This window comes from Streptomyces europaeiscabiei, from assembly GCF_036346855.1.
In the GTDB taxonomy this organism is placed as follows: Bacteria; Actinomycetota; Actinomycetes; order Streptomycetales; family Streptomycetaceae; genus Streptomyces; species Streptomyces europaeiscabiei.
The window spans coordinates 5,434,669-5,454,277 of record NZ_CP107841.1; the positions used below are offsets into that span (position 1 = coordinate 5,434,669).

17 protein-coding genes and 1 pseudogene are annotated in these 19,609 nt (G+C 72.4%); 6 read left to right on the forward strand and 12 right to left on the reverse strand.

Annotated elements, in window-relative coordinates:
- Positions 1–91: 91 nt before the first annotated feature.
- Positions 92–1,069, forward strand: a complete 978-nt coding sequence (locus OG858_RS23805) for a permease (protein WP_256960894.1) — start codon at positions 92–94, stop codon at positions 1,067–1,069.
- Positions 1,063–1,812: a TIGR03943 family putative permease subunit gene (locus OG858_RS23810; protein WP_328544476.1), complete on the forward strand. Its 750-nt coding sequence runs from the start codon at positions 1,063–1,065 to the stop codon at positions 1,810–1,812. Before OG858_RS23805 ends, OG858_RS23810 begins: the two co-directional genes overlap by 7 nt.
- Positions 1,813–1,822: 10 nt before the next feature.
- On the opposite strand, the gene OG858_RS23815 is transcribed toward OG858_RS23810, so the two are convergent.
- The 4 genes from OG858_RS23815 to OG858_RS23830 all read right to left on the reverse strand — a co-directional run bounded on the left by OG858_RS23815 (position 1,823) and on the right by OG858_RS23830 (position 5,141).
- On the reverse strand, positions 1,823–2,602 hold the full coding sequence (locus tag OG858_RS23815; protein ID WP_328544475.1) for a hypothetical protein: 780 nt from the start codon (positions 2,600–2,602) through the stop codon (positions 1,823–1,825).
- Positions 2,603–2,661: 59 nt separating this feature from the next.
- A complete protein-coding gene (locus OG858_RS23820; protein WP_319067671.1) occupies positions 2,662–3,273 on the reverse strand; it encodes a SigE family RNA polymerase sigma factor in 612 nt (203 codons plus the stop codon).
- A gap of 142 nt (positions 3,274–3,415) precedes the next feature.
- Complete coding sequence (locus OG858_RS23825) at positions 3,416–3,985, reverse strand: hypothetical protein (protein ID WP_319067672.1); 570 nt, start codon at positions 3,983–3,985, stop codon at positions 3,416–3,418.
- 127 nt (positions 3,986–4,112) lie between these two features.
- Complete coding sequence (locus tag OG858_RS23830; RefSeq protein WP_086752780.1) at positions 4,113–5,141, reverse strand: L,D-transpeptidase; 1,029 nt, start codon at positions 5,139–5,141, stop codon at positions 4,113–4,115.
- Positions 5,142–5,279: 138 nt separating this feature from the next.
- On the opposite strand from OG858_RS23830, the gene OG858_RS23835 reads away from it, so the two are divergent.
- The 3 genes from OG858_RS23835 (at position 5,280) to OG858_RS23845 (ending at position 7,798) form a co-directional block, all read left to right on the forward strand.
- Positions 5,280–5,783: a SigE family RNA polymerase sigma factor gene (locus OG858_RS23835; RefSeq protein ID WP_086752778.1), complete on the forward strand. Its 504-nt coding sequence runs from the start codon at positions 5,280–5,282 to the stop codon at positions 5,781–5,783.
- Positions 5,773–6,600 carry a L,D-transpeptidase family protein gene (locus OG858_RS23840; RefSeq protein WP_086752776.1) on the forward strand — a complete coding sequence of 276 codons (828 nt, stop codon included), beginning with the start codon at positions 5,773–5,775 and terminating at the stop codon, positions 6,598–6,600. Before OG858_RS23835 ends, OG858_RS23840 begins: the two co-directional genes overlap by 11 nt.
- A 145-nt stretch (positions 6,601–6,745) precedes the next feature.
- A complete protein-coding gene (locus tag OG858_RS23845) occupies positions 6,746–7,798 on the forward strand; it encodes a hypothetical protein (RefSeq protein WP_319067675.1) in 1,053 nt (350 codons plus the stop codon).
- Here the strand turns inward: OG858_RS23845 and OG858_RS23850 are convergent.
- From OG858_RS23850 to OG858_RS23880, 8 genes and pseudogenes are all read right to left on the reverse strand, one after another.
- The gene (locus OG858_RS23850) at positions 7,758–8,363 is read right to left on the reverse strand and encodes a TlpA disulfide reductase family protein (RefSeq protein WP_319321355.1); all 606 of its coding nucleotides are present in this window, start codon (positions 8,361–8,363) and stop codon (positions 7,758–7,760) included. The two genes, OG858_RS23845 and OG858_RS23850, sit on opposite strands and share 41 nt — an antisense overlap.
- Positions 8,364–8,443: 80 nt before the next feature.
- Positions 8,444–8,944: a DUF3515 family protein gene (locus OG858_RS23855; protein WP_086750453.1), complete on the reverse strand. Its 501-nt coding sequence runs from the start codon at positions 8,942–8,944 to the stop codon at positions 8,444–8,446.
- 138 nt (positions 8,945–9,082) lie between these two features.
- Positions 9,083–9,826 carry a L,D-transpeptidase gene (locus OG858_RS23860; RefSeq protein WP_408059425.1) on the reverse strand — a complete coding sequence of 248 codons (744 nt, stop codon included), beginning with the start codon at positions 9,824–9,826 and terminating at the stop codon, positions 9,083–9,085.
- A 174-nt stretch (positions 9,827–10,000) separates the two neighbouring features.
- Entirely contained in the window at positions 10,001–12,646 is a 2,646-nt protein-coding gene (locus tag OG858_RS23865; RefSeq protein ID WP_319260503.1) for an SdrD B-like domain-containing protein, read from the reverse strand.
- Positions 12,647–12,950: 304 nt separating this feature from the next.
- Positions 12,951–15,269: a SpoIIE family protein phosphatase gene (locus OG858_RS23870; RefSeq protein WP_408059485.1), complete on the reverse strand. Its 2,319-nt coding sequence runs from the start codon at positions 15,267–15,269 to the stop codon at positions 12,951–12,953.
- Positions 15,270–16,025: 756 nt separating this feature from the next.
- Positions 16,026–16,316 (reverse strand): annotated as a pseudogene (locus tag OG858_RS48195) (PAS domain S-box protein); the annotation flags it as partial.
- A gap of 382 nt (positions 16,317–16,698) precedes the next feature.
- Positions 16,699–17,091, reverse strand: a complete 393-nt coding sequence (locus tag OG858_RS23875; RefSeq protein WP_086747755.1) for an SCO5389 family protein — start codon at positions 17,089–17,091, stop codon at positions 16,699–16,701.
- A gap of 17 nt (positions 17,092–17,108) precedes the next feature.
- Positions 17,109–18,122, reverse strand: coding sequence for an ATP-binding protein (locus OG858_RS23880; protein ID WP_319067680.1), 1,014 nt, complete (start codon positions 18,120–18,122; stop codon positions 17,109–17,111).
- Between the two features lie 482 nt (positions 18,123–18,604).
- On the opposite strand from OG858_RS23880, the gene OG858_RS23885 reads away from it, so the two are divergent.
- The gene (locus OG858_RS23885; RefSeq protein ID WP_086747757.1) at positions 18,605–19,579 is read left to right on the forward strand and encodes a hypothetical protein; all 975 of its coding nucleotides are present in this window, start codon (positions 18,605–18,607) and stop codon (positions 19,577–19,579) included.
- Positions 19,580–19,609: the final 30 nt, after the last annotated feature.

Sequence of the window (19,609 nt, forward strand, 5' to 3'; positions counted from 1 at the left end):
CGCGCAGGAACAGAGGAGCGCCGAGCGCCAGGAAGGCGGCGGCGAGCCGAGGAACGCCGGAGGTTCCGGGACGGTTGTCCACGGCGTACGGATCGTCGTGCGCGTGCTGCTCTACGCCGTGCCCGGCGGTCTCGCGCTCATCGCCATCGCGACCGTCGCCTCCGTGCTCGGCCCGGTGGTCGCGCTCGACCTCGCCACCCCGGCGATGGCCGCCTGGTGGACCGTGTTCACGGCGGTCGTCGTCCAGGGCGTGCCCTTCCTCCTCCTCGGCACGCTCGTCTCGGCGGCGATCGGTGCCTTCGTCCCCGAGCGGGTCTTCACCCGGCTGCTCCCCCGCAACCCCGCGCTCGCCGTCCCCGTCGCGGGCGCGGCCGGTGTCGTCCTGCCGGGCTGCGAGTGCGCCTCCGTACCGGTGGCCGGGAGCCTGATGCGCCGCGGCGTCGCGCCCGCCGCCGCCCTCGCCTTCCTGCTCTCCGCCCCCGCGATCAACCCGGTCGTCCTCGTCGCCACATCCGTCGCCTTCCCCGGACAGCCGCTGATGGTCCTGGGCCGACTCGTCGCGTCCCTCGCCACGGCCGTCGTCATGGGCTGGCTGTGGGTCCGGTTCGGGCGGGACGAGTGGCTGCGGCCGCCTAAGCGGAGCACGGGGACCGCCCCCGGCGACGGCTCCCGGTGGGGCGCCTTCGCCGACGGGCTCCAGCACGACTTCCTGCACGCGGGCGGCTTTCTCGTCGTCGGCGCGGCAGCGGCGGCCACGTTCGACATCGTCGTACCCAGGTCCTTCCTGGACGTCTTCACCGGCTCCGCCTGGCTGTCCGTCCTTCTCCTCGCCGCCCTCGCCGTCGTGTTGTGCGTGTGCAGCGAGGCCGACGCGTTCGTCGCCGCGTCGCTCACCGGCTTCTCGCCGACCGCGCGACTGACGTTCATGGTGGTCGGCCCGATGGTCGACCTGAAACTCCTCGCACTCCAGGCGGGGACCTTCGGCCGCGCGTTCGCGGTCCGCTTCTCCGCCGCGACCTGGGTGGTGGCCGTGGCGATGAGCACGCTGGTGGGGTGGTGGCTGTGGTGAGGCACACCGAGCGGTCCCGGGCGTACGGCCCGGCCGTTCTGCTGCTTCTCTGCGGCGCGGCGATCCTGCGGGTCTCCCTCTTCGGCGAGCTGTACCTGCGGTACGTGCAGCCGGGGCTGCGCCCGTTCCTGATCGTGTCCGGGGTGCTGCTGGTGGTGCTGGGCACGACCGCCGGGGTGAGGGCCCTGCGCACCGGCGGCGATCACAAGCCCGACGAGGGGCACGGTCACGGTCACGACCACGGCCCCGGCGGCCCCCGCGTCGCCTGGCTCCTCGCCGTCCCCGCGCTCGCGCTCCTTCTCTTCCCGCCCCCGGCGCTCGGCTCGTACAGCGCGGACCGGGAGGCCGCCGAGTACGCGGCGCGCGGTGTCGGGACGTTCCCCGCGCTGCCGGCGGGGGAACCGGTCGAGCTGACGCTCGGTGAGTTCTCGTCCCGGGCGGTCTACGACAGCGAGCGGTCGCTGAAGGGTCGTACGGTCCGGATGACCGGCTTCGTCACCCACGGGGACGACGGCGCCTGGTACCTCACCCGCCTGCTCGTCTCCTGCTGCGCCGCCGACGCCAGCCCCTACAAGGTGGAGATCCGGGGCGCCGACGCCCCGGCCGCCGACGCCTGGGTCACCGTCACCGGTACCTGGCACCCCGAGGGGAAGCCGGGCGCGGCGAAGGCCTGGCCGCCGGTCCTGGACGCCGGGTCGGTGCGGCGGGTGGCCGAGCCGGCGAACCCGTACGAGAAGCGGTGACGCTCGGGGCTCAGCCGAGGTCCTGCGACGCGACCACGCCGCCGTCCTTGTCGTACACCGTGACCTTGCGGGTGATGCCTCGCATGTGTTCGGGGTTCGAGACGCCCTTCCCGACGCTCGCGAGCACGTACCAGCCGCCCCACTCCTCGTTGCCGGCCAGCCGGATGACCGTGCCGTCGAGCTTCCTGCCGTCGTAGAGCTCGATCCGTACGCCGGCCGCCGCGGTCCGGCCGCCGTAATAGACACCGGAGAGAAGCGTCCGGTCGGCGTCCCGCGGCCTCTCGTGCACGCCGGCGCCCGGGCGGCCCGTGTCGATGTTGCCGTCGACCACGCTGCGGAACTCGGGCGCGTCGGCGACCCGGGGATCGTTCCAGTACTGGCCCTCCTCCGTCAGCCAGATCCGTGAGCCGTCACCGACATCCACCCGCTCGCCCGACTCGACGACCCGCACCCGCCCGGCCAGCGGGGCGGTGGGCGAGGGCGACGCGCTGTCGCTCCGCTGCGGCGGGGCCATCGGCCGGACCGTGGCGGAGGGGTCGTCGGGGCGCAGGGCCACCACCGCGACGAGCGGGAGCAGCAGCAGCCCGCAGCCCGTGCTCAGCGCGGCGGCCCGGCGCCGTCGCCGACGGCTGCGGCCGTCCCGTTCGATGGCCTCCAGCGGTACGGGCGGCGGTGTGAGGTCGTACGCGGCTTCGGCGAACGCCTCACGCAGCAACCGCCCGGTGTCGGTGGCGTCCCCGCCGTCCGGGGCAGGGCTCGCGACCGCGCGTGCCCGCGCGTCCGTACCCACATCTGTTCCTGTTCCTGTTCGTGCTGCGGGGTCCGGGCCGGTCCCGGAGGGCGGGTGGTTCATGGGCGGGCTCCGGGGACGGGCGAGGGGGGCGCCGGGACGAACGGGCGGGAGGGGGCGGAGGGTGCGGAGCCGTGGGCGCGGCGGGCCGTGGGCGCGGCGCCGGCGAACTCGGGGTGGGCGCGCAGGGCCTGCAGGCCGCGTCGTACATGGGTCTTGACCGTGCCGAGCGAACAGCCGAGGAGCTGGGCGATCTCGTTCTCGCCGAGGTCCTCCCAGAAGCGGAGCACCAGCACGGACCGCTGCCGGGCCGACAGCGCCGTCAACGCCTGGGTGACGGCCGCCCGTTGGGCGATCGACTCGTCGTGCCCGGCGTGCCGCTCATGCACCTGTTCCGGCAGGAACGGCGTCAGCAGATGGGCAACGCGTCTCTTCCGCACGCGGCTGATGTTGTTGTTGATCAGCGAGCGTCGTACGTAGAAGTCGACGTCGTCGCGCGGTATGCGCCGCCAGCGGGCGTACACCTTCGCCAGGGTGGTCTGCACGAGGTCCTCGGCCTCGTGGAAATCGCCGGTCAGCATGTGCGCGGTACGCACCAGCCGGGGCCAGGCCGCGGTGGCGTACGCGGCGAAGTCGACGGCCTCTGGTGATCCGGGTTTCTCTTGCGGCACGGACGACGGTCCTCGGGATCGGGAACGGGGGAGCCTGCCGTGCGGGAGCGGGGCGGTCAAGTCCCGCTCCCGCACGGTCACTCCGGCACGAGGTGCCGGGGCGGGGCGGGGCGATCCATGGAGAGGACCGCCCCGGACCGGATCAGCGAAGGCGCAGCCGGGAGTAGACGCCGCCCTTGGTGTCGTGGACGGTCACACCGCGCAGGAACTCCTGCCCGTCGTCCACCGTGGGCAGGTCCGCGACGGCGTACCAGACGCCCCAGCCCGGCTTTCCGGGCAGCTCGATCAGCTTGCCGTGGACCGTGCCCGTGCTCGTCCGTACCTCCACGCGGGAGGCGGTTCCCTTGCCTCCGTAGTAGACGCCGGAGAGGTAGTAGCGGCCCTCGAAGGCGGATGCCTGGAGCGACACCCCCGGCCGGCTCCGGTCGATGTTGCCGTCGACGACGCTCCGGAACTGCGGGAAGTCGGGCAGGTCCGGCTCCAGCCAGTGCTTGCCCTCCGCCGTCATCCAGAACTCGAATCCCGGCGCGGCGACGACGTGTTCACCGGGCTGGACGATGCGCGGAGTCGGCGCCTTCCTGGCCGCCGACTCCGCCACTGCCACCGTCGTGCCGGCGCCGTGCGCCGTCTCCCCCTGCGAGACGGCGTACGACGTCGTCGATGCCCCCGCCAGCAGCGTGGTCAGCGCTGCGACGGCGACGAATGTGTGCATCCGTGCCATGGTCATGAACGGACGACCCCCAAAGGTGTGTTGGTCCAGGTGCGTTGGTCTGACACTCCTGAAACCCGGGAGGCGTACGGGACGGATGACACCGGTGGGACACTTTTTCCGCGGCACCTCACCTCAGCGCGCTGCCGGCCTTCCACCGCTCCCAGTCCAGGTTCCAGTCGCCGTACCCGTTCCCGACGGCCACGGTCTCCTTCGAGCCGGTCACCTTCACCACGTCCCCGGGGATGACCTGGTCGTAGAACCGTTTCGCCGTCCCGTCGTCCGCGAGGCCCACGCACCCGTGGGTGACGTTCTGCCGGCCCGCGTACGTGTTGGCCTTCGGGTTCTCGTGGAGGTAGGTGCCGGAGGCGGTGAGGTGGACGGCGTACGCGTACCAGTCGGCGTACGAGTCGCCGTAGCCGACCGAGCGGGAGTCCATGAACACCCGGCGCTGCTTGTCGGAGACGACCATCGTGCCGTTCCAGGTCTCCATGCCGGGCGCGCCCGCGGTGACCGGGATGCGCTGGGTCGAGCCGTCCTTCACGACGGTCATGGTGTGGCTGCCCACGTCGACCGTGGCGATCAGTGAGCGGCCGATGGTGAAGTGCCGCGTGAGGTTCGCGTCGTCGATGCGGACGGTGACCTCCGTGCCGGGCTTCCAGTACGTGCGGGGGCGGTAGTCGACGCGTTGTCCGTCGGCGAGGTCGCGGTCCTTGACCCAGCTCCACGAGCCCTCGGTGGCGGTGCTGGTCCCGACCTTCAACCGGCGTTCCACAGCCGCGCGTTCGGACTCCGGGACCGGGCGGTCGAAGGTCACGGATATCGGCATGCCGACGCCCACGGTCTGCCCGTCGGCGATGTTCACGCGCGCGCCGTCGAAGGCCTTCAGCGGGGTGGGACTCGGCTTCACGTTCACGGCGGCGGAGTCGCCCCTGCCCCCGGCGCCCGTCTCGGCGTCCGCCCGGGCATGGGCCTTCGGTATCGCGCTCGGCCCCTCGACCCGCACCCCTTCCCCGATCCCCGCACAGCCCGTGAGCGTCAGCGCGACCGCGCACGCGGCCGTCGTGGCGAGCACGTGGACGAGGCGCCGGGCCCGTCTCGTCCCTGTGGTCCTGCCCCGCGTTGTCCTCTTCCCCGAGGCGCTCTTCCTCGTGGTCATGGTGTCCCCCCAGATGTGTTTCGAGCGGTGTGTTTCCGTGATGTGTTTCGATGTGCGGCGTGCGTACGGGACCTGTACGCACGAGGGGGGCGACCGGGTTGCACGGCGACGCAGGTGATTTCGGACGACGGCGGGGGCATGACCGAGGCAGAGTTCGACGCGTTCTACGCCACCGCGTTCCCCCGGCTGACCGGCCAGCTCTACGCCTACACCGGGGACCACGGCGAGGCGCAGGACGTGGTGCAGGAGGCCTTCGTACGGGCCTGGGACCGGCGGCGGGACTTCCTCGCGGAGGGGGCGCCCGAGGCGTGGATCCGCACCGTGGCGATGCGGCTCGCGGTGAGCCGGTGGCGGCGGGCGCGCCGCTGGCTGGAGCTGGTGCGCCGCAATCCGCCACCGGAACACGCGCCGGGACCCGATCCCGAGCGCGCGGTGCTGGTCGACGCGTTGCGCAGGATTCCGGAGGCACAGCGGATGGCGGTGGTTCTGCACCATCTGTGCGACTTGAGTGTGGAGCAGGTAGCCTCCGAGACCGGCGCCCCCGTGGGCACGGTCAAGGCCCGGCTGTCCCGCGGCCGGGCGGCGCTGGCGCGCGAACTGGCCCCCGGCGAGGGTGAGAAGGAGGACGGCCGTGTCCGATGAACTCACCGTCCGGCTGCGCGAGCTGGCCGAGACCGCCGAGGCCCTGCCGCCCGGGTCCGGCGCCGAGGTCCGCGCCCTCGCCGGCCGCCGTCGACGCCGCCGCCGTACGACCGCCGCCGTCGCGGGCGGCTGCGCGGCGGCGGGCCTGGCGGCCGTCCTCACCCTGAACGCCGCCTCCCACGACACCGAACGGCGTCCGTCCACGGCCGCGAGCTCCGCGCCCAGCGCGACGGCGGCTCCCGACGCCACCGTGGACCTCTCCCGCCGCGTCCTCACCTTCGCCGGCCGTGAACTGCCCATCACCGCGGGCACGGCCAGGAACCCGACCCAGACCGGCCCGATGACCGTCACCGTCAAGCGGAGCGCCATGGTCCTCAACGGGCAGACGGTCAGCTTCGACGCCGAGTACAACCTGAAGTTCGTGTGGGTCATGGAACTGGCCCCGGCCGAGGCGAGCGCCACGGGCGAGGGCGACGCCCCCGGTACGGGCGGCACACGCGGCCCGGCCGAGGCGACCGAGGCGACCGGAGCGGGTGACACCGGCGACGGGACCGGCACGGACGAGAGTGTGAGCCGGACGCCGACGCAGAGCCCGGCCCTGAGGGGACTCTGGATCTCCGCGATCTCCCAGAACGAGAAGGCCCCCGGCGACACCGACGTCACCACCGGCTGGATCGGCCTGCGCACCACAGACGCACAGTGGCTGTACGAACGGCTGCCCGAGGGCGCGGTCGTGGAGATCCGGGACCCGGGCCCGACACCGGCACCCACCCCGACCGCCACTCAGGGGAGCAGCGGTAGGGGGAGCGGACGGTAGAGCGAGCACAGCGGTAGGGGGAGCACAGCGGTAGACGGAGCCCGTACGGGCGAGTCGCTCACCCGTACGCCCTTGTGCGCTGGTGGACGACCCCGAGCGGTGGTGGCGTGGGAGTGGAAACGTCGTGCTCTCGGGAGGCTCCGCCATGCGTCGTCCGTACCGTGTTCTCGCCCGGGTCGTGATCCTCGGGATGCTCGCGGGTGCGGCGGCCTGCGTCGTGGACGATCCGGGGCACCCGCGCGGCTTCCCCGAGGCCGCCGAAGTCGACGACACGGCCTCCCCCTCGCCCTCCGCCCCGCCCTCCCCCGCCCTCAGCGACGCCCGGGTCAGAAGCGCCCTGCTCCGTCAGGACGACCTCGGCGACGCCTGGGCCGACACCCAGGGCGCGGCGACCTGGCGGGACGGCCTCCTCAAGGGCCGCACCGACCTCCCCGAGTGCCAGGAACTCCTCGACGCGGTGTACGCCGAGGACATCCTCGGCAAGCCCAGGGGCGGTACGGCCGTCAAGGGCTTCGACGACTACGAGTACGGCGCCCAGCTGCGCTACCAGGTGGGCGCGTACGACAGGGCCGATGTCGACGCCCGCCTCGGCCGCCTCCGCCAACTCGTCGACAAGTGCGGGGAGTTCACCATCACCGGCGCACAGGGGCGGGAGCACGGTGCCGAGGTCACCCCGGTCGAGCTCCCCGGTGACCTGGGCGACGCCCGGCAGGGCCTGCGGCTGGTCGTCAGCGGTGACGTCGAGGGCGAGGACAGTGCCCTCACCCTCGACCTCGCCACCGTACGCGTCGGCGACACCGCCGCCCTCGTCACCCACGGCGGCCTCTACGGCATCGACGACACCGCCACCCGCGACGCCGCCCAGGCGGGGGCACAGCGCCTCCGGAACCTTCTGAAGAAGGAGCAACAGGAGAAGCAGAAGGGGAACAAGAAGCCGACGCAGAAGCCGAAGAAGGGTGAGAAGAGGGCGCCGTCGGAGGAGGAGTCCGCGCAGGAGGGCGCCGCCGAGGACAGGGTCACCGAGGAGGAGCCCCCGGACGGGCAGTCCCCGGACGGACAGTCCCCCGGCGAGGGGTCCGGCGACGGGCAGTCCCCCGACGAGGCCTCCTACGACGACTACTCCTCCGACGACTACTCCGAGGCCCGGGGGCCCGCCGTCATCGGTGCCTCGCCTGCTCCTCCTCCAGCATCGGCGTGACGGCGCCCCGCACTTCCGCCTCCGACACCGTGCTCTGCACGGCCCCGGCGATGCGGCCCTCGCGGTCGACGAACAGGGTGAAGGGAAGGATCTGCGGGTTCACGAGGCCGTTCGGCAGCTTCAGGAACTGCTTGCCGCCGGGGTCGTGGAGGCTCGGGTAGGACAGCCCGAGCTCCTGCTGGAAGGCGAGCGCGTTCGACCGGGACACGTCGGCGCTGACGCCCAGGACCCGCACACCCCGCGACTTCAGCTTCCGCTGCGCACGGTCGAGATCGGGCGACTCGGCGCGGCAGGGACCGCAGGTGGAGGCCCAGGCGTTCACGACGACGACGTGACCGCGGAAGTCGGAGAGGCGGACGGGTTCGCCGTCGACGCTGGTCCCGGCGAAGTCGGGGGCGGAGGGCCGCTCGCCCACGGGGATGCTCCTGAACAACCCCGCCCCGCTGCTCCGTCGGGCCTGCTCGGCCTGTTCCACGTCGGTCGGCAACGGCTTCGGTGTGGCACAGCCCGCCACCGCGAGCCCGGCCACCAGCACGCACAGGGCCGCGCGGGGGTTGGTCTTCATCGCCGTACAGCTTAGGCAACTCCCTTGGTGAGACGCCGATCGCCCTCCGAGAGACGGCTGGGACGGTCACCGAGGGGCCGTCAGCGCGGGGCGGCCATGCACTCGTCGTCCGGCGACCGCTCGATCGGCCGCACCACGTCGCCGAGGTCCACCAGGACACCGTCGATAGCCGTGATCCGGTCGTCGACGAAGGCCTGTACGGCGGGGTCGCGGCCGTAGGTGATGAGAACGCGGTAGCCGGAGCCGGTGGACCGGTCCTCCCGGAACACCCAGTCGACGCCGTCGACCTCGACGCACAGGTCGTCGGTTTCGAGCGGGGGTTCGAGGCCGCAGCGCAGCACCACGCCGCCGTTGCCCCACGAGGCCACGCCCGTGACGGAGACGGGGTCGCGGGACTCACCGGCGATCCGGGCGGGGAAGTGGTCCGCGATCCGGGTGCACTCCGGGTCCCCGGCGCGCGCGGCCGGCCGTATGTCGAGGGCGGGGGAGGAGACCTCCCGGGCCACGAGCACTCCGGCGACCACCGCCGCGCCCAGACCCGTGCCGATCGCGGCCCACCCACGCCTCGATGGGCGCCTCATCCGTCAACTCCCCTGGTGCGTCGACCTCGTGGCGAGCAAGGGGTCCGCTGCCGGGCCCCTCCCGCTCAGACCGGCATGTTCGCATTCATCCCCGAGGCGGTCGGGGCCGCCCCCCTCGGGGCGCCGTGCCGCAAGGGCTCACCCCTGTTCGGCCGACGGTCGCAGGGACCGCCCCGTGCCCGGCTTGACGCCCCACACGTATACCGCGTCGTCCTCGTGCATGATGCGCCACAGCCGTTCGGCGTCCGCGTACCGCAGGTTCACACAGCCGTGGGAACCGCCTCGGAAGAGGTCGTCGAGGACGCCGTGGAAGGCCTGGCCGTTGTTGAAGAACTGGGCGAACGGCATGGGGGCGTCGTCGTACAGGTCGGAGCGGTGGTCGCGGTTCTTCCAGTAGACCGTGTGCCAGCCGGTGCGGGTCTCCTGGCCGTCCCGGCCGGTGCGCACGGGCACCGGCGCGTAGATCACCCGGTTCCCCTGCTGCACCCACAACAGCTGCCGGTCGAGGTCCACGCACGTCACCTGGTACGCCCGCACCGGGCACTTCCCGGCCGCGTTGGGGTTCGGGCGGGCCTGCACCACCAGCATCGTGCGATAGGTGGCGAGGCCCGCGTAGCCGTCGGCCGGCTTCACACGCGTGCGCTGCTGGAACGCGCGGATCGCCACGCAGTCGGCGGTGGACTGCCGGCCGTCCGCGGGAAGCTTGAGATGGCGTTCCAGGTCCCACTGGTAGGGGCCGGTGCGCGTGGTGCACTCGGGCGCGGGCGCCGACGCGGCGGCGGGGAGCGCCGTCCAGCCCAACAGCGTGGACGACACCGCCGCGACCACCCGTATCCGGGTCTTCAGCGTCTTCCTGGTCGTCCCTGTCCTTCGTCGCGTCAACGCGGCCTCCGGTACTCAGTCATGCGCTCGGTCGCCGAACCCCCTCCCAGATGTACGGCATCCCGTCCGCTCCGGAGACGTCCTGCTGGGCCGAACGGGAACCGTCCGCCGCCTCCTGGCACCACGGCGCCCCGGGCCGGTCGGTACCGGACCCGGGGCGACGGAGTCAGGGCATCAGCACTTCTTGCCCTTGCACCGCTCTCCCCGCAGGTTGAAGAGCTTCACGAGCAGCCCGCTGCCGTACGAGGCGTTCTTCGGGGTGAGGACGTACGGGCCGGTGACCGGCTTCCTCGGCTTGAGGTAGCCCTCGGGGACGTCGGTCTCCACCAGGTAGTACGTGCCCGGCAGGAGCGAGCCGAAGGAGCAGCGTCCGGTGCGGGAGCTGGCGCAGTCGTTGACGAACCGGTCCTTCCTCATGCCGGACCGCTGGAGGCCGCGGACACCGTTGGTGTCCCGCCACAGCTCGAACACGGCGCCGGCCAGCGGCCTGTTGCTCTTCCTGTCCAGCTTCACGAGCGTCAGCCGCACCGACTTGGTGAGGCCGGCGTCGAACGTGTGGTTCACATGACCGGGGTCGCCGACGCGGACCGTGGTCCGCCCGTATGCGTCGGCGTCGGAGTTGATCGCGCGGTCCGAACCGGCGCCCTTCACCGTCCACTTGAGCAGGGAGCGGCTCGGCCGGCCCGGCAGTTCGTCCGTCTTGACGCGGCTGTGGTCGAAGGAGACGCGGTAGGTGGTGTTCGGCTTCAGGCCCTGGCCGCTGCCGACGTAGTACTCGCCGTTCGCGTCCGTGTACGCCGTGAGGTCGGGGCCGGACGACACCGGGTCGAGCGTCACCTTCACGCCCTTGACGGGCGGCTCGGCCGGGTCCTGGAGGCCGTTGCCGTTGGCGTCGTACCAGACGCGGTTGCCGATCTGGACGGGCGCCTGGTCGCAGACCATCTCCAGGTCGGCGAGGCCGTTGCCCTTGCCGAAGAGCAGGGCGCGCTGCTCGGCATCGCTGCTCCAGGTGTTCTGGATCGTGAGGTTGCCCTCCGTCTTGCCCTTGTCGGCGTTCCAGCGGCGTACGCCCTGCTCCCAGGGGTGGTCGTCGAACGGGTCGTAGACCGTGCTCCACACCTTGTTCCGGAACGGCTGGAGGACCGTGCCGCCCTGGGTGACCTGGTCCTCGTGGGCGTCCGTCAGACCGGTCGAGTCGTCGTAGAACTCGCCGTGCCCCGGACCCTCGTCGTTGTTGGGCAGCGCGCCGTAGAGCGCGTTGCACCGGGCGTTGTTCTCCAGTGTGTACGTCGTACCGGACTTGCACACGCGCAGCACGTCACCGGCGGCGACAGCTCTGACCAGGCGCTTCGCGTGGGCGTTGAAGGGGTACGTCGCCGTGCCCTGCATGTCGGCGAAGCGGTCGCGGAAGCCCAGGACCAGGTCGCCGTTGTCGGCGATCTCGATGTTGGACAGGATCGGCTGCGGCGCGGAGACGAAGGAGAGGTTCCGGGGCGTGGGGACGCGCTGGTTCCACGCCTCCCACATGGCGCTCAGCGGCCGGCCGACAGCGGAGGGCTTGGTGCAGCGGGGGGTGGTCGCGGGCAGTCCGGTGAACCGGTACACGCAGCCGCGAGGGTAGTTCATCGCCGTGTGGAACAGCGGGTGGAACGATCCCTCGGAGAACTCGTAGACATGCGAGGTGACCTGGGACGGGTCGCCCCACGGGGCTTTCCTGGTGACCGTGTTCTCCGCGCCGCACACCCCGCCGACGAGCACGCGCTTGCCGCGCACCCCGATGCCGTACGGGTGCCAGTGGCCGGCGCAGTCCTCCGGCCTGGGAATGACGTGCGACCGGTAGGTGCCCGGGTAGACCGCGTCACCGCTGCCGCGGATCGGCACGGCGTACAGCCGGGAGTCGTTGAGGCTGACCGCGTAGAGGGTCCTGCCGTCACCGGAGACGTCGAGGTCGCCGATGCCCTCCCGGCCGACCCTGCTGTAGACGGGGTTGTCGTGGAGCCAGCCGTCGGATTCGTCGTGCTCGGTCAGCAGGCCCGGCAGGGTGACGAAGGTGCTCACCCCGGAGGCGCTGTTGCGGCGGTAGATCGTGTTGGTCGCGCCCGCCGGCCCGTACGCCGCGTGCCTCTTGACCAGGGTGCCCATGTAGGTGTTACCGGTCCGGTCGTTGCCGATCCCGAACACGGCCCCCTGCTGCTGGTTGTTGGTCAGCCGGTGGACCGTGCCGCCGGGGTGGGTGGCGGAGAACTTCCCCGAGAACCGCACCAGGCCCTGGTGGGTGTCGGGCGCGTCGCCCTTCGTCAGGTTGCAGGTCACCAGGTCGGGGTTCTCCTGGCAGTACACCCCGGGCTCCCAGAAGCCGGTCGTGTACGTCGTGCTCCGGCCCCCGGAGACGTCGACGAAGCCGACGCTGCTGCGCATGACGCCCGGGCCGTCGCCGAGGCCCGCGACGGCCGGCTGGAGGGTGCGGGGGTCGGGGTTGTGGACCTGGACGCGGTACTTGCCGCCGCGCAGCGGGGTGGTCGCCGGCTGGAACCAGGCGACGCCCCAGGCGTTGCTGGTCCCGGTCACCACGGTCCCCTGCTCGTCGGTCAGCGTGACCCGCACCCCGGCCCGGCCCTTCTCCACGCCGTGGTCGTACACCCCGTCGGTGTCCACGTCGTTGACGACGCGTACGGTCAGGTTGCCGTCGCCGGTTGCCCTGCCGTCCGTGATGCTCCTGGTGCTGGGGGCGGCGGAGACCGCCTCGCCGGCCGGCCCGACCACCAGTGCCGCCGAGACGGCCAGGGCCAGACCCACGCCCCCCGGAGTTCTTCGCTTCACGCCACGTCCCTCTTCTCCTGATGTCCTGCCGAGGCGACGGAACCCGGTGCCCGAAGCCGACCCCTGCATTCATATGAAGTGGCAAGCGCCACTAATCAGGCCGAACGGGGCACGGGAGGGCGGGAGGAGGGCGGGAGGGTGAGGCGTGGTGCCGGGAATGTGGAGGTTCGGGGGAGGCGGGAGAGCGGGGGACGGCCCGGTGAGTTCACCCGGTCGGGCCAGCGGAGGCGTCCCCGCATGGCGTACCGCGGGCGTCTGCGGTAGATCAGGCCGGTGGGTCAGGCCGGTGGATCAGGCCAGCGGATCAGGCCGGTGGATCCGCCAGTGACTGTTCCGCCCAGATCACCTTGCCCTCGGGCAGGAATCGGGTGCCCCAGCGCTGGGTGAACTGGGAGATGAGGAAGAGGCCGCGGCCGCCCTCGTCGGTGGTGCGCGGGTGGCGCAGATGGGGCGCGGTGGCGCCGCCGTCGAACACCTCGCAGACCAGGGTGCGTTCGAGGATGAGCCGGAGCCGGATGGGCCCGGCGGCGTGCCGGATCGCGTTGGTGACCAGCTCGCTGACGACCAGTTCGGTGGTGAACGCCAGCTCCTCCAGCCCCCACGCACCGAGCTGCCGGGCGGTGGTCTTGCGGGCCTCCGCGACCAGCGCGGGGTCGGCCGGCAGCTCCCAGGAGGCGACCCGGTCGGCGGGCAGCCGCCGGGTGCGGGCCAGGAGGAGGGCGACGTCGTCGGTGGGGTGGGCCGGGGAGAGCGAGTCGAGGACGCGTTGGGCGTGCCGTTCGAGCAGGGGCTCGGGCCGGGCCAGTGCGCGGCACAGCGCCTCGCGGGAGGCCTCGGCGATCAGCCCGTCGGTGTGCAGCGCGATGACGGTGCCCTCGGCCAGATCCATCTGCAGCGCCTCGAAGGGCTGCTGGTCGACGCCGAGCGCCGGCCCTTGGGGAAGCTCGGGGAAGGTGACCGTGCCGTCGGGGGCGACCAGCGCCGGGGCGAACGGCCCTGCGGCGGCCATGGCGCACGTCCCCGACACCGGGTCGTGGACGACGTACAGACAGCGTGCCCCGACCGTCTGGACGCTGCCCCCGCCCGGCTCGGAACCCTCCTGCCGCGCCGACTTGGCGACCATGTCGTCGAGGTGGGCGAGCACCTCGTCCGGCGGCAGATCGAGGTCGGCGAGGGTGCGTACGGCCGTACGGAGGCGGCCCATGGCGGCGGCGCCGTCGATGCCGTGGCCCGCGACCTCGCCGATGACGAGGGCGACGCGGGCGCCGGAGAGCGGGATGACGTCGTACCAGTCGCCGCCGAGGCCGGTCAGTTCGTCGGCGGGCCGGTAGCGGACGGCGACCTCGGCCGCGTCCTGCTCGGGCAGCCGGCGCGGCAGCAGACTGCGCTGGAGGGCGAGGGCGGCGTCCCGCTCACGCGTGTAGCGGCGGGCGTTGTCGACGCAGACGGCGGCCCGGCCGACCAGCTCCTCGGCGAGGCCGAGGTCGACCGCGTCGAAGGGGTCCTGGCGGTCGCGCCGGAAGAAGGTGGTGATGCCGAGCGTGATGCCCCGCGCCCGCACCGGCACGATCATCACGCTGTGCAGCCCGAGCGCGTCCGCGGGCACCGTCCGGTGGCCCGGGACGGCCTCGGCCCACTCCGCCGACAGCGGGTCGAGCCTCGGTTCCGACCACGACCGGCCGTCGACCAGCGCCTGAACCGGGGGCGATCCGGCCGTGTACGAGGCGACCGCGCCGATCTCCAGGACGGCCTCCGGCACCCCGGCGTGCACGGACTGCTGGGCGGTCCGCCGCAGCGGGACGGAACCGTCGCCGAGGGGTCCCGGCTCGGCGCCCCGCAGCACCGAGTCCAGCAGGTCCACGGTCACGAAGTCGGCGAGCGTCGGCACGACCACGTCCGCCAGCTCCTGCGCGGTCCGCCGTACGTCGAGGGTCCGGCCGATCTGTTCGCCGGCCCGGTCCAGCAGGGCCAGCCGGATGCGGGCGCGGTGCTGCTCCGACACGTCGACCACCGTGTAGTACACGCCGATGGGCCGCCCGTGGTCGTCCTCCAGTCGGGTGAACGACATGGCGTGCGCGGTCTCGCGGTGCGGTGCCGACCGGATCCGGCCCACGTGCTCGTAGTCGAGCACCGGCATGCCCGTCTCCAGCACCTGCCGCATCTGTGCCTCGATGCGTTCGGCGTCGAGCCCCGGCTGCACCTCCGCGAGCCGCAGCCCCACCCTCTCGTGTGCCCGCCCGCCTCCGAACCGCTCCAACGCCGCGTTCGACCACACGAACCGCAGCTCCGTGTCCACTATCGCGATCCCCACGGGCGACCACGCGGTCATCCGCTCCAGCACGGTCCGGCTCATGTCCCAGCCGGGGGCCTGGGTGGCGTCGGAGACGAGGGCCACCCAGTGGGCGGCCTTGAGGGGGTCGGAGGAGGAGGGGGAGGTAGGGGGAGAGGACGGGGGGAGGGAGGAGGGCCGGGGTGAGGACAGGGACGGCGACGAGGGGGACGACGGTGAGGGAGAGGGGCGTGGGGGAGAGGACGGTGAGGGAGAGGCCGGAGAGGGGGAGAAGGGCAGGCGGGCGGAAGGGGATGGGGGTGGGGTCGGAAGATCGGGGGCGCGGGTGGTCACCCGGGTCGTCGGCTCGCCGGGGCCCTGGGCGGCCGCCCAGGTGCCGTGCCCCCGGGCCGACGCGCGCCCGGTCCCGGGTGCGGGGGGCCGGGGGGTTGCCTGCGGCGCCGGCGACGAGGTCTGTGGTGGGGCGGTCCGTGGTGACGCGGTCTGTGGTGACGCGGTCTGTGGTGATGCGGTCTGTGGTGATGCGGTCTGGGGTGATGCGGTCTGTGGTGATGCGGTCTGTGGTGATGCGGTCTGTGGTGATGCGGTCTGTGGTGATGCGGTCTGTGGTGATGCGGTCTGTGGTGATGCGGTCTGTGGTGACGCGGTCTGGGGTGGCGCGGGCTGTGGTGATGCGGCCTGGGGTGGCGCGGTCCGTGGTGGGGCGGGCTTGGGAGGGGGCGGGCTCTGCCGGGCCGGGCTGCCGGTGTTTCCGGCGGCCGGCCAGGTGCCCGCCTCCCGGGCGGGGGCGCGCCCGACCTCGGGTGAGGGCGGCGTCGGGGTTGCGGACCGAGACCGAGACGGAGACGGAGACGGAGACGGCGGCGGAGACGGAAGCGGAGACGGAAGCGGAGACGGAAGCGGAGACGGCGTGGCGAACCGGGGCGCGTCGGGGTAGCCGGGGCGTGGCGCGGGCCAGGCGCCGGGGGCCGACGGCGACGTCGTCACGTCGGCCGAGCGGGCGGGATCGGCCGAGGCGGCCGCCGCGGTCGCCTCCCGCGTCGGGACGACGCGGACCATCACCCTGACGCGGTGACCGTCGCGGTGGCGGGCGGTGAGGATGCCGGACCAGCCGCCGAGGACGCGATGGGACTCGGCCAGTGCGCCGATGCGGTCGCCGTCCTCGTCGACCAGGAGCGTACGGACGCTGCGGCCCAGGATCTCGGCCGCCGGATACCCGAAGAGGCGCTCCGCGTCCTGGGTCCAGCTCGTCACGAACCCGTCCGCGTCGATCAGCAACGGCGCGGCATCGGCCACGTCGAAGCGCTGACGGGAAACGGCACTGTCCCTGTCGGTCCCCACGGCGACCCTCTCTGTCGCTGAGACGCCCTCAGGCCCCATTATTCACCTTGTGTGATCGCGAGTGGGCCAACTCGTGACGGCGCAAATCACACGGCCGCACGCCGCAGCGCGCGGACCGGCACGCACCAAGCACCCACCAGGCACGCCGCCGCCGCGGACGAGCCCCGCAAGACCGGGCCGGATCGGGCGCGATCGGGACGAAGCGGCCCACACGAACAGTCCGAAGCCGCACACGCGGACTCCCCCACCCCGACCATCCATGCAGCCGTACGCCGGTAATGCGCCCCTGTGCGCCCCCCAAGCTCCGGCGTGTCGAACCGAGCGCCCCCGCCGCGGGAGGGGTGCGGAGGGGGCGCTCGATGGCCGGTTATGGCCGGTCGGGAAGTTGGGATCGAAGTGGAGGGGGCTGAGGACCGGGGCGTCAGCAGTCGCGGAACTCCGGCGACTGGTTGAGGATCTGCGACCGCAGCGAGGTGAAGCGGGTGTACGTCGCACCGCCGCGCGCCTCGGTCGGGAACACCGCCACCCGGTGGCAGTTCTGGAAGGCGAGCGCCACCCCGAAGTGCCGCTCCAGGCTCCCCCGGATCGCGTCGCTGGACAGCGCCCGCAGCAGCTGCCCGCGCTCCCGCTCGGACGCCGGCGGGGTCTGGTTGTCCGCGAACTCGGCGCTGCCCGCGCGTAGTTCACCGACGAGGGAGGCGATCAGGTCGTACGCGTACGGCAGCGACGTACGGACCGTTTCCGCGAACTCCTCCTCCCGCACCTCGCCCTTCTCGGCATCGGCGAGCAGGCGCGGGGAGACGTCGAGCGACATGGGTGTTCCTGTTCTGATCAGAAGGAGACTGCGGAGGGGGAGGCGGACTCGGCGCCGGGGAGAGGGGTGGGAGCGGACCCGGCGGCCGGCGCCTGCGGGCCGTGGCGGAACCCGGGGTCCACCTGGGCGGCCAGGTCGTGCCCGGTGGCGGCGTTGGCCCAGGCGGCGGCGTTGCGGAGGTGGAACTCGACGGCATGGCGCTGGAAGGTGGCCCAGTCCTTCGTACGGGCGTCGACGGCGGCCTTGAGCTGTGTCAGCGCGTGCAGGTTGTGCGCCTCCAGCTCACCCTGCTCCCGGCCCTGTTCCTGCGCGCGGACGTACGACGACTGCACGCAGTACGCCAGCAGGTCGTCGCCCACGTGCTCCTTGAGGAAGAGCAGGTCGTCCTCGCCGGTGACCTTGTTGCCGACGACGGCGATCGGGATGCCGAACTCGGCGGCGTGCTCCCGGTACTGCCGGTACACGGACACGCTCTTCCTCGTCGGCTCGGCGACCAGGAAGGTCATGTCGAACTTGGTGAAGAGCCCGGAGGCGAAGGCGTCCGCGCCGGCGGTCATGTCGACGACGACGTACTCGCCGGGCCCGTCGACGAGATGGTTGAGGTACAGCTCCACCGCGCCGAGCTTGGAGTGGTAGCAGGCCACGCCGAGGTCGCTCTCGGCGAAGGCGCCGGTGACCATGAGCGGCACCCCGTCCACGCGCTCGACGTGCCTGCCGTGGACATCGTCGTCCCCGAGCAGCCGCAGCAGCCGCGAACCCCGGCCCGGCGGGGTCGTCTTGACCATGGCCTCGCGGGAGACGATCCGTGGGTTCGTGCCGCGCAGCAGGTCCTTGATCTCGCCGGTGCGCGAACTCAGCGGCGGTGCGCCGAAGTCGTCGTCCTCGTCGAGGCCGAGTGCGTGCGCGAGGTGCTGGTTGATGTCACCGTCGATCGCCACGAGCGGCGCGCCCGAGCGGGCGAGGTGCCGGGCGAACAGCGCGGAGAGCGTCGTCTTGCCGCTGCCGCCCTTGCCTACGAAGGCCACGCGCATGGACCGTCACCCCGCTCGCTCTCGGCGGCACCCTTGACGCCGATAATGAAAACGAATGTCATGAACGTAGATTCGAGAGCAGGGTGCGCGATTGTCAAATCCGCCCCATATCGACTGCCCTGCGCGCGGAGGTGAGTTGGTGAGCCCTTTGCGTTTCGGCGACCCGGCGTTGGGGTGCCGTTGAGGTCTCCATGGGCTCCCGGAGGGGTCGGTTCCCCTTGTGTCCCAAATGTGCGGTGCGTGTGGCGCAGACGTTCCCGACAGGCCGCCGAACAAGGCCGACGGACGGGTGTTTCCCGAGGTTGACAGCCCCTACTCCTTGGTAAACGATGTGCAGACTCTGTGGCTCAAGTGACCCCTGAGCCCGGTGTTTTCTTTGACTACTCACACCCTGGTGCGGCCCGGACCGACGTTGCTGCGTGCTGCCGTCCTGCCACCGCGCCCCGGGTCTCGTACGTTCCGAGTTCGAGAATGGGATCTGCATGTCCATAGCGAGACGTGTCATCGTGAGCCGCCTGGTGGGGACGGGCATCGCCGCTCTCGCGCTGAGCGCGGCCGTGTCCGGTCCGGCCTTCGCCACCGACACGCCCGGCGGTGATGGTTGGGGCAGGAAGAGCTACGCCCCCGGCCAGGGTGCGGGCACGCCCACCGAGACAGACCGCTGCGAGTTCTCGCTGGACGGCGTGAAGTTCGCCGACTGGGTCAAGCTCGACGAGCAGAACCTCAAGCCCACCGAGGACGGCAAGGTCCACATCAAGGTCCGTGCGGCCTCCGACGCCACGACCTGCACGGTCTCCCTCGCGTCCTACCTCGCCCATGGCCCGACGTTCGGCACCTCCGGCGAGCAGGTCTTCGTCGACTTCGACACGGTGACGGTCAAGCAGGGCGGGACGGACTCCCTGGACATCGCGGTCCCCGACGCGGGCTGCTACGGCCAGGTCGACCTCTACCGGGGGAAGGTGAAGTTCGACGGCAAGCTCGACGCGAACGACGGCTTCGAGCACGGCGACGTCCCCAAGGGCCCCGACCGCCCGGTCATCAAGGACAAGCTGATCGCGGCCTGGAACGGCGGCACGAAGGACTGCACGACGGAGCAGCCGCCGGCCGAGGAGAACCCCCCGGCGGAGGAGAAGCCCCCGGCCGACGACCAGCCGCCGGCCGAGGAGAAGCCGCCCGCCGAGGAGCAGCCGCCGGCCGACGAGCAGCCCCCGGCGGACGAGAACCCGCCTGCCGACGAGAACCCCCCTGGCGACGACACCCCGAAGGCCGAGTCCCCCTCGCCCTCCGACTCCGCCCCGGCCGTCCCCACCCCCAACGGCGGTGAGCCCGGCGACCTCGCCGAGACGGGCGGCGGCAACGCCATCCCGATCGCGATCGGCGCGGCGGGCCTCGTCGCCGCGGGTGGCGTGATCTTCGTGGTGACGCGACGCAAGGGTGCGAACCGCACGGCTTCGTGACCCGACGCGAGAGCGCTTGAACCTCAGCGG

What these genes read in the sequence shown, in the direction of transcription:
- OG858_RS23825 (WP_319067672.1), bottom strand. Translation starts at nt 3,985, where the DNA reads ATGCACACATTCGTCGCCGTCGCAGCGCTGACCACGCTGCTGGCGGGG.
- OG858_RS23830 (WP_086752780.1), bottom strand. Translation starts at nt 5,141, where the DNA reads ATGACCACGAGGAAGAGCGCCTCGGGGAAGAGGACAACGCGGGGCAGG.
- OG858_RS23835 (WP_086752778.1), top strand. Translation starts at nt 5,280, where the DNA reads ATGACCGAGGCAGAGTTCGACGCGTTCTACGCCACCGCGTTCCCCCGG.
- OG858_RS23845 (WP_319067675.1), top strand. Translation starts at nt 6,746, where the DNA reads ATGCGTCGTCCGTACCGTGTTCTCGCCCGGGTCGTGATCCTCGGGATG.
- OG858_RS23850 (WP_319321355.1), bottom strand. Translation starts at nt 8,363, where the DNA reads ATGAAGACCAACCCCCGCGCGGCCCTGTGCGTGCTGGTGGCCGGGCTC.
- OG858_RS23855 (WP_086750453.1), bottom strand. Translation starts at nt 8,944, where the DNA reads ATGAGGCGCCCATCGAGGCGTGGGTGGGCCGCGATCGGCACGGGTCTG.
- OG858_RS23875 (WP_086747755.1), bottom strand. Translation starts at nt 17,091, where the DNA reads ATGTCGCTCGACGTCTCCCCGCGCCTGCTCGCCGATGCCGAGAAGGGC.
- OG858_RS23880 (WP_319067680.1), bottom strand. Translation starts at nt 18,122, where the DNA reads ATGCGCGTGGCCTTCGTAGGCAAGGGCGGCAGCGGCAAGACGACGCTC.
- OG858_RS23885 (WP_086747757.1), top strand. Translation starts at nt 18,605, where the DNA reads ATGTCCATAGCGAGACGTGTCATCGTGAGCCGCCTGGTGGGGACGGGC.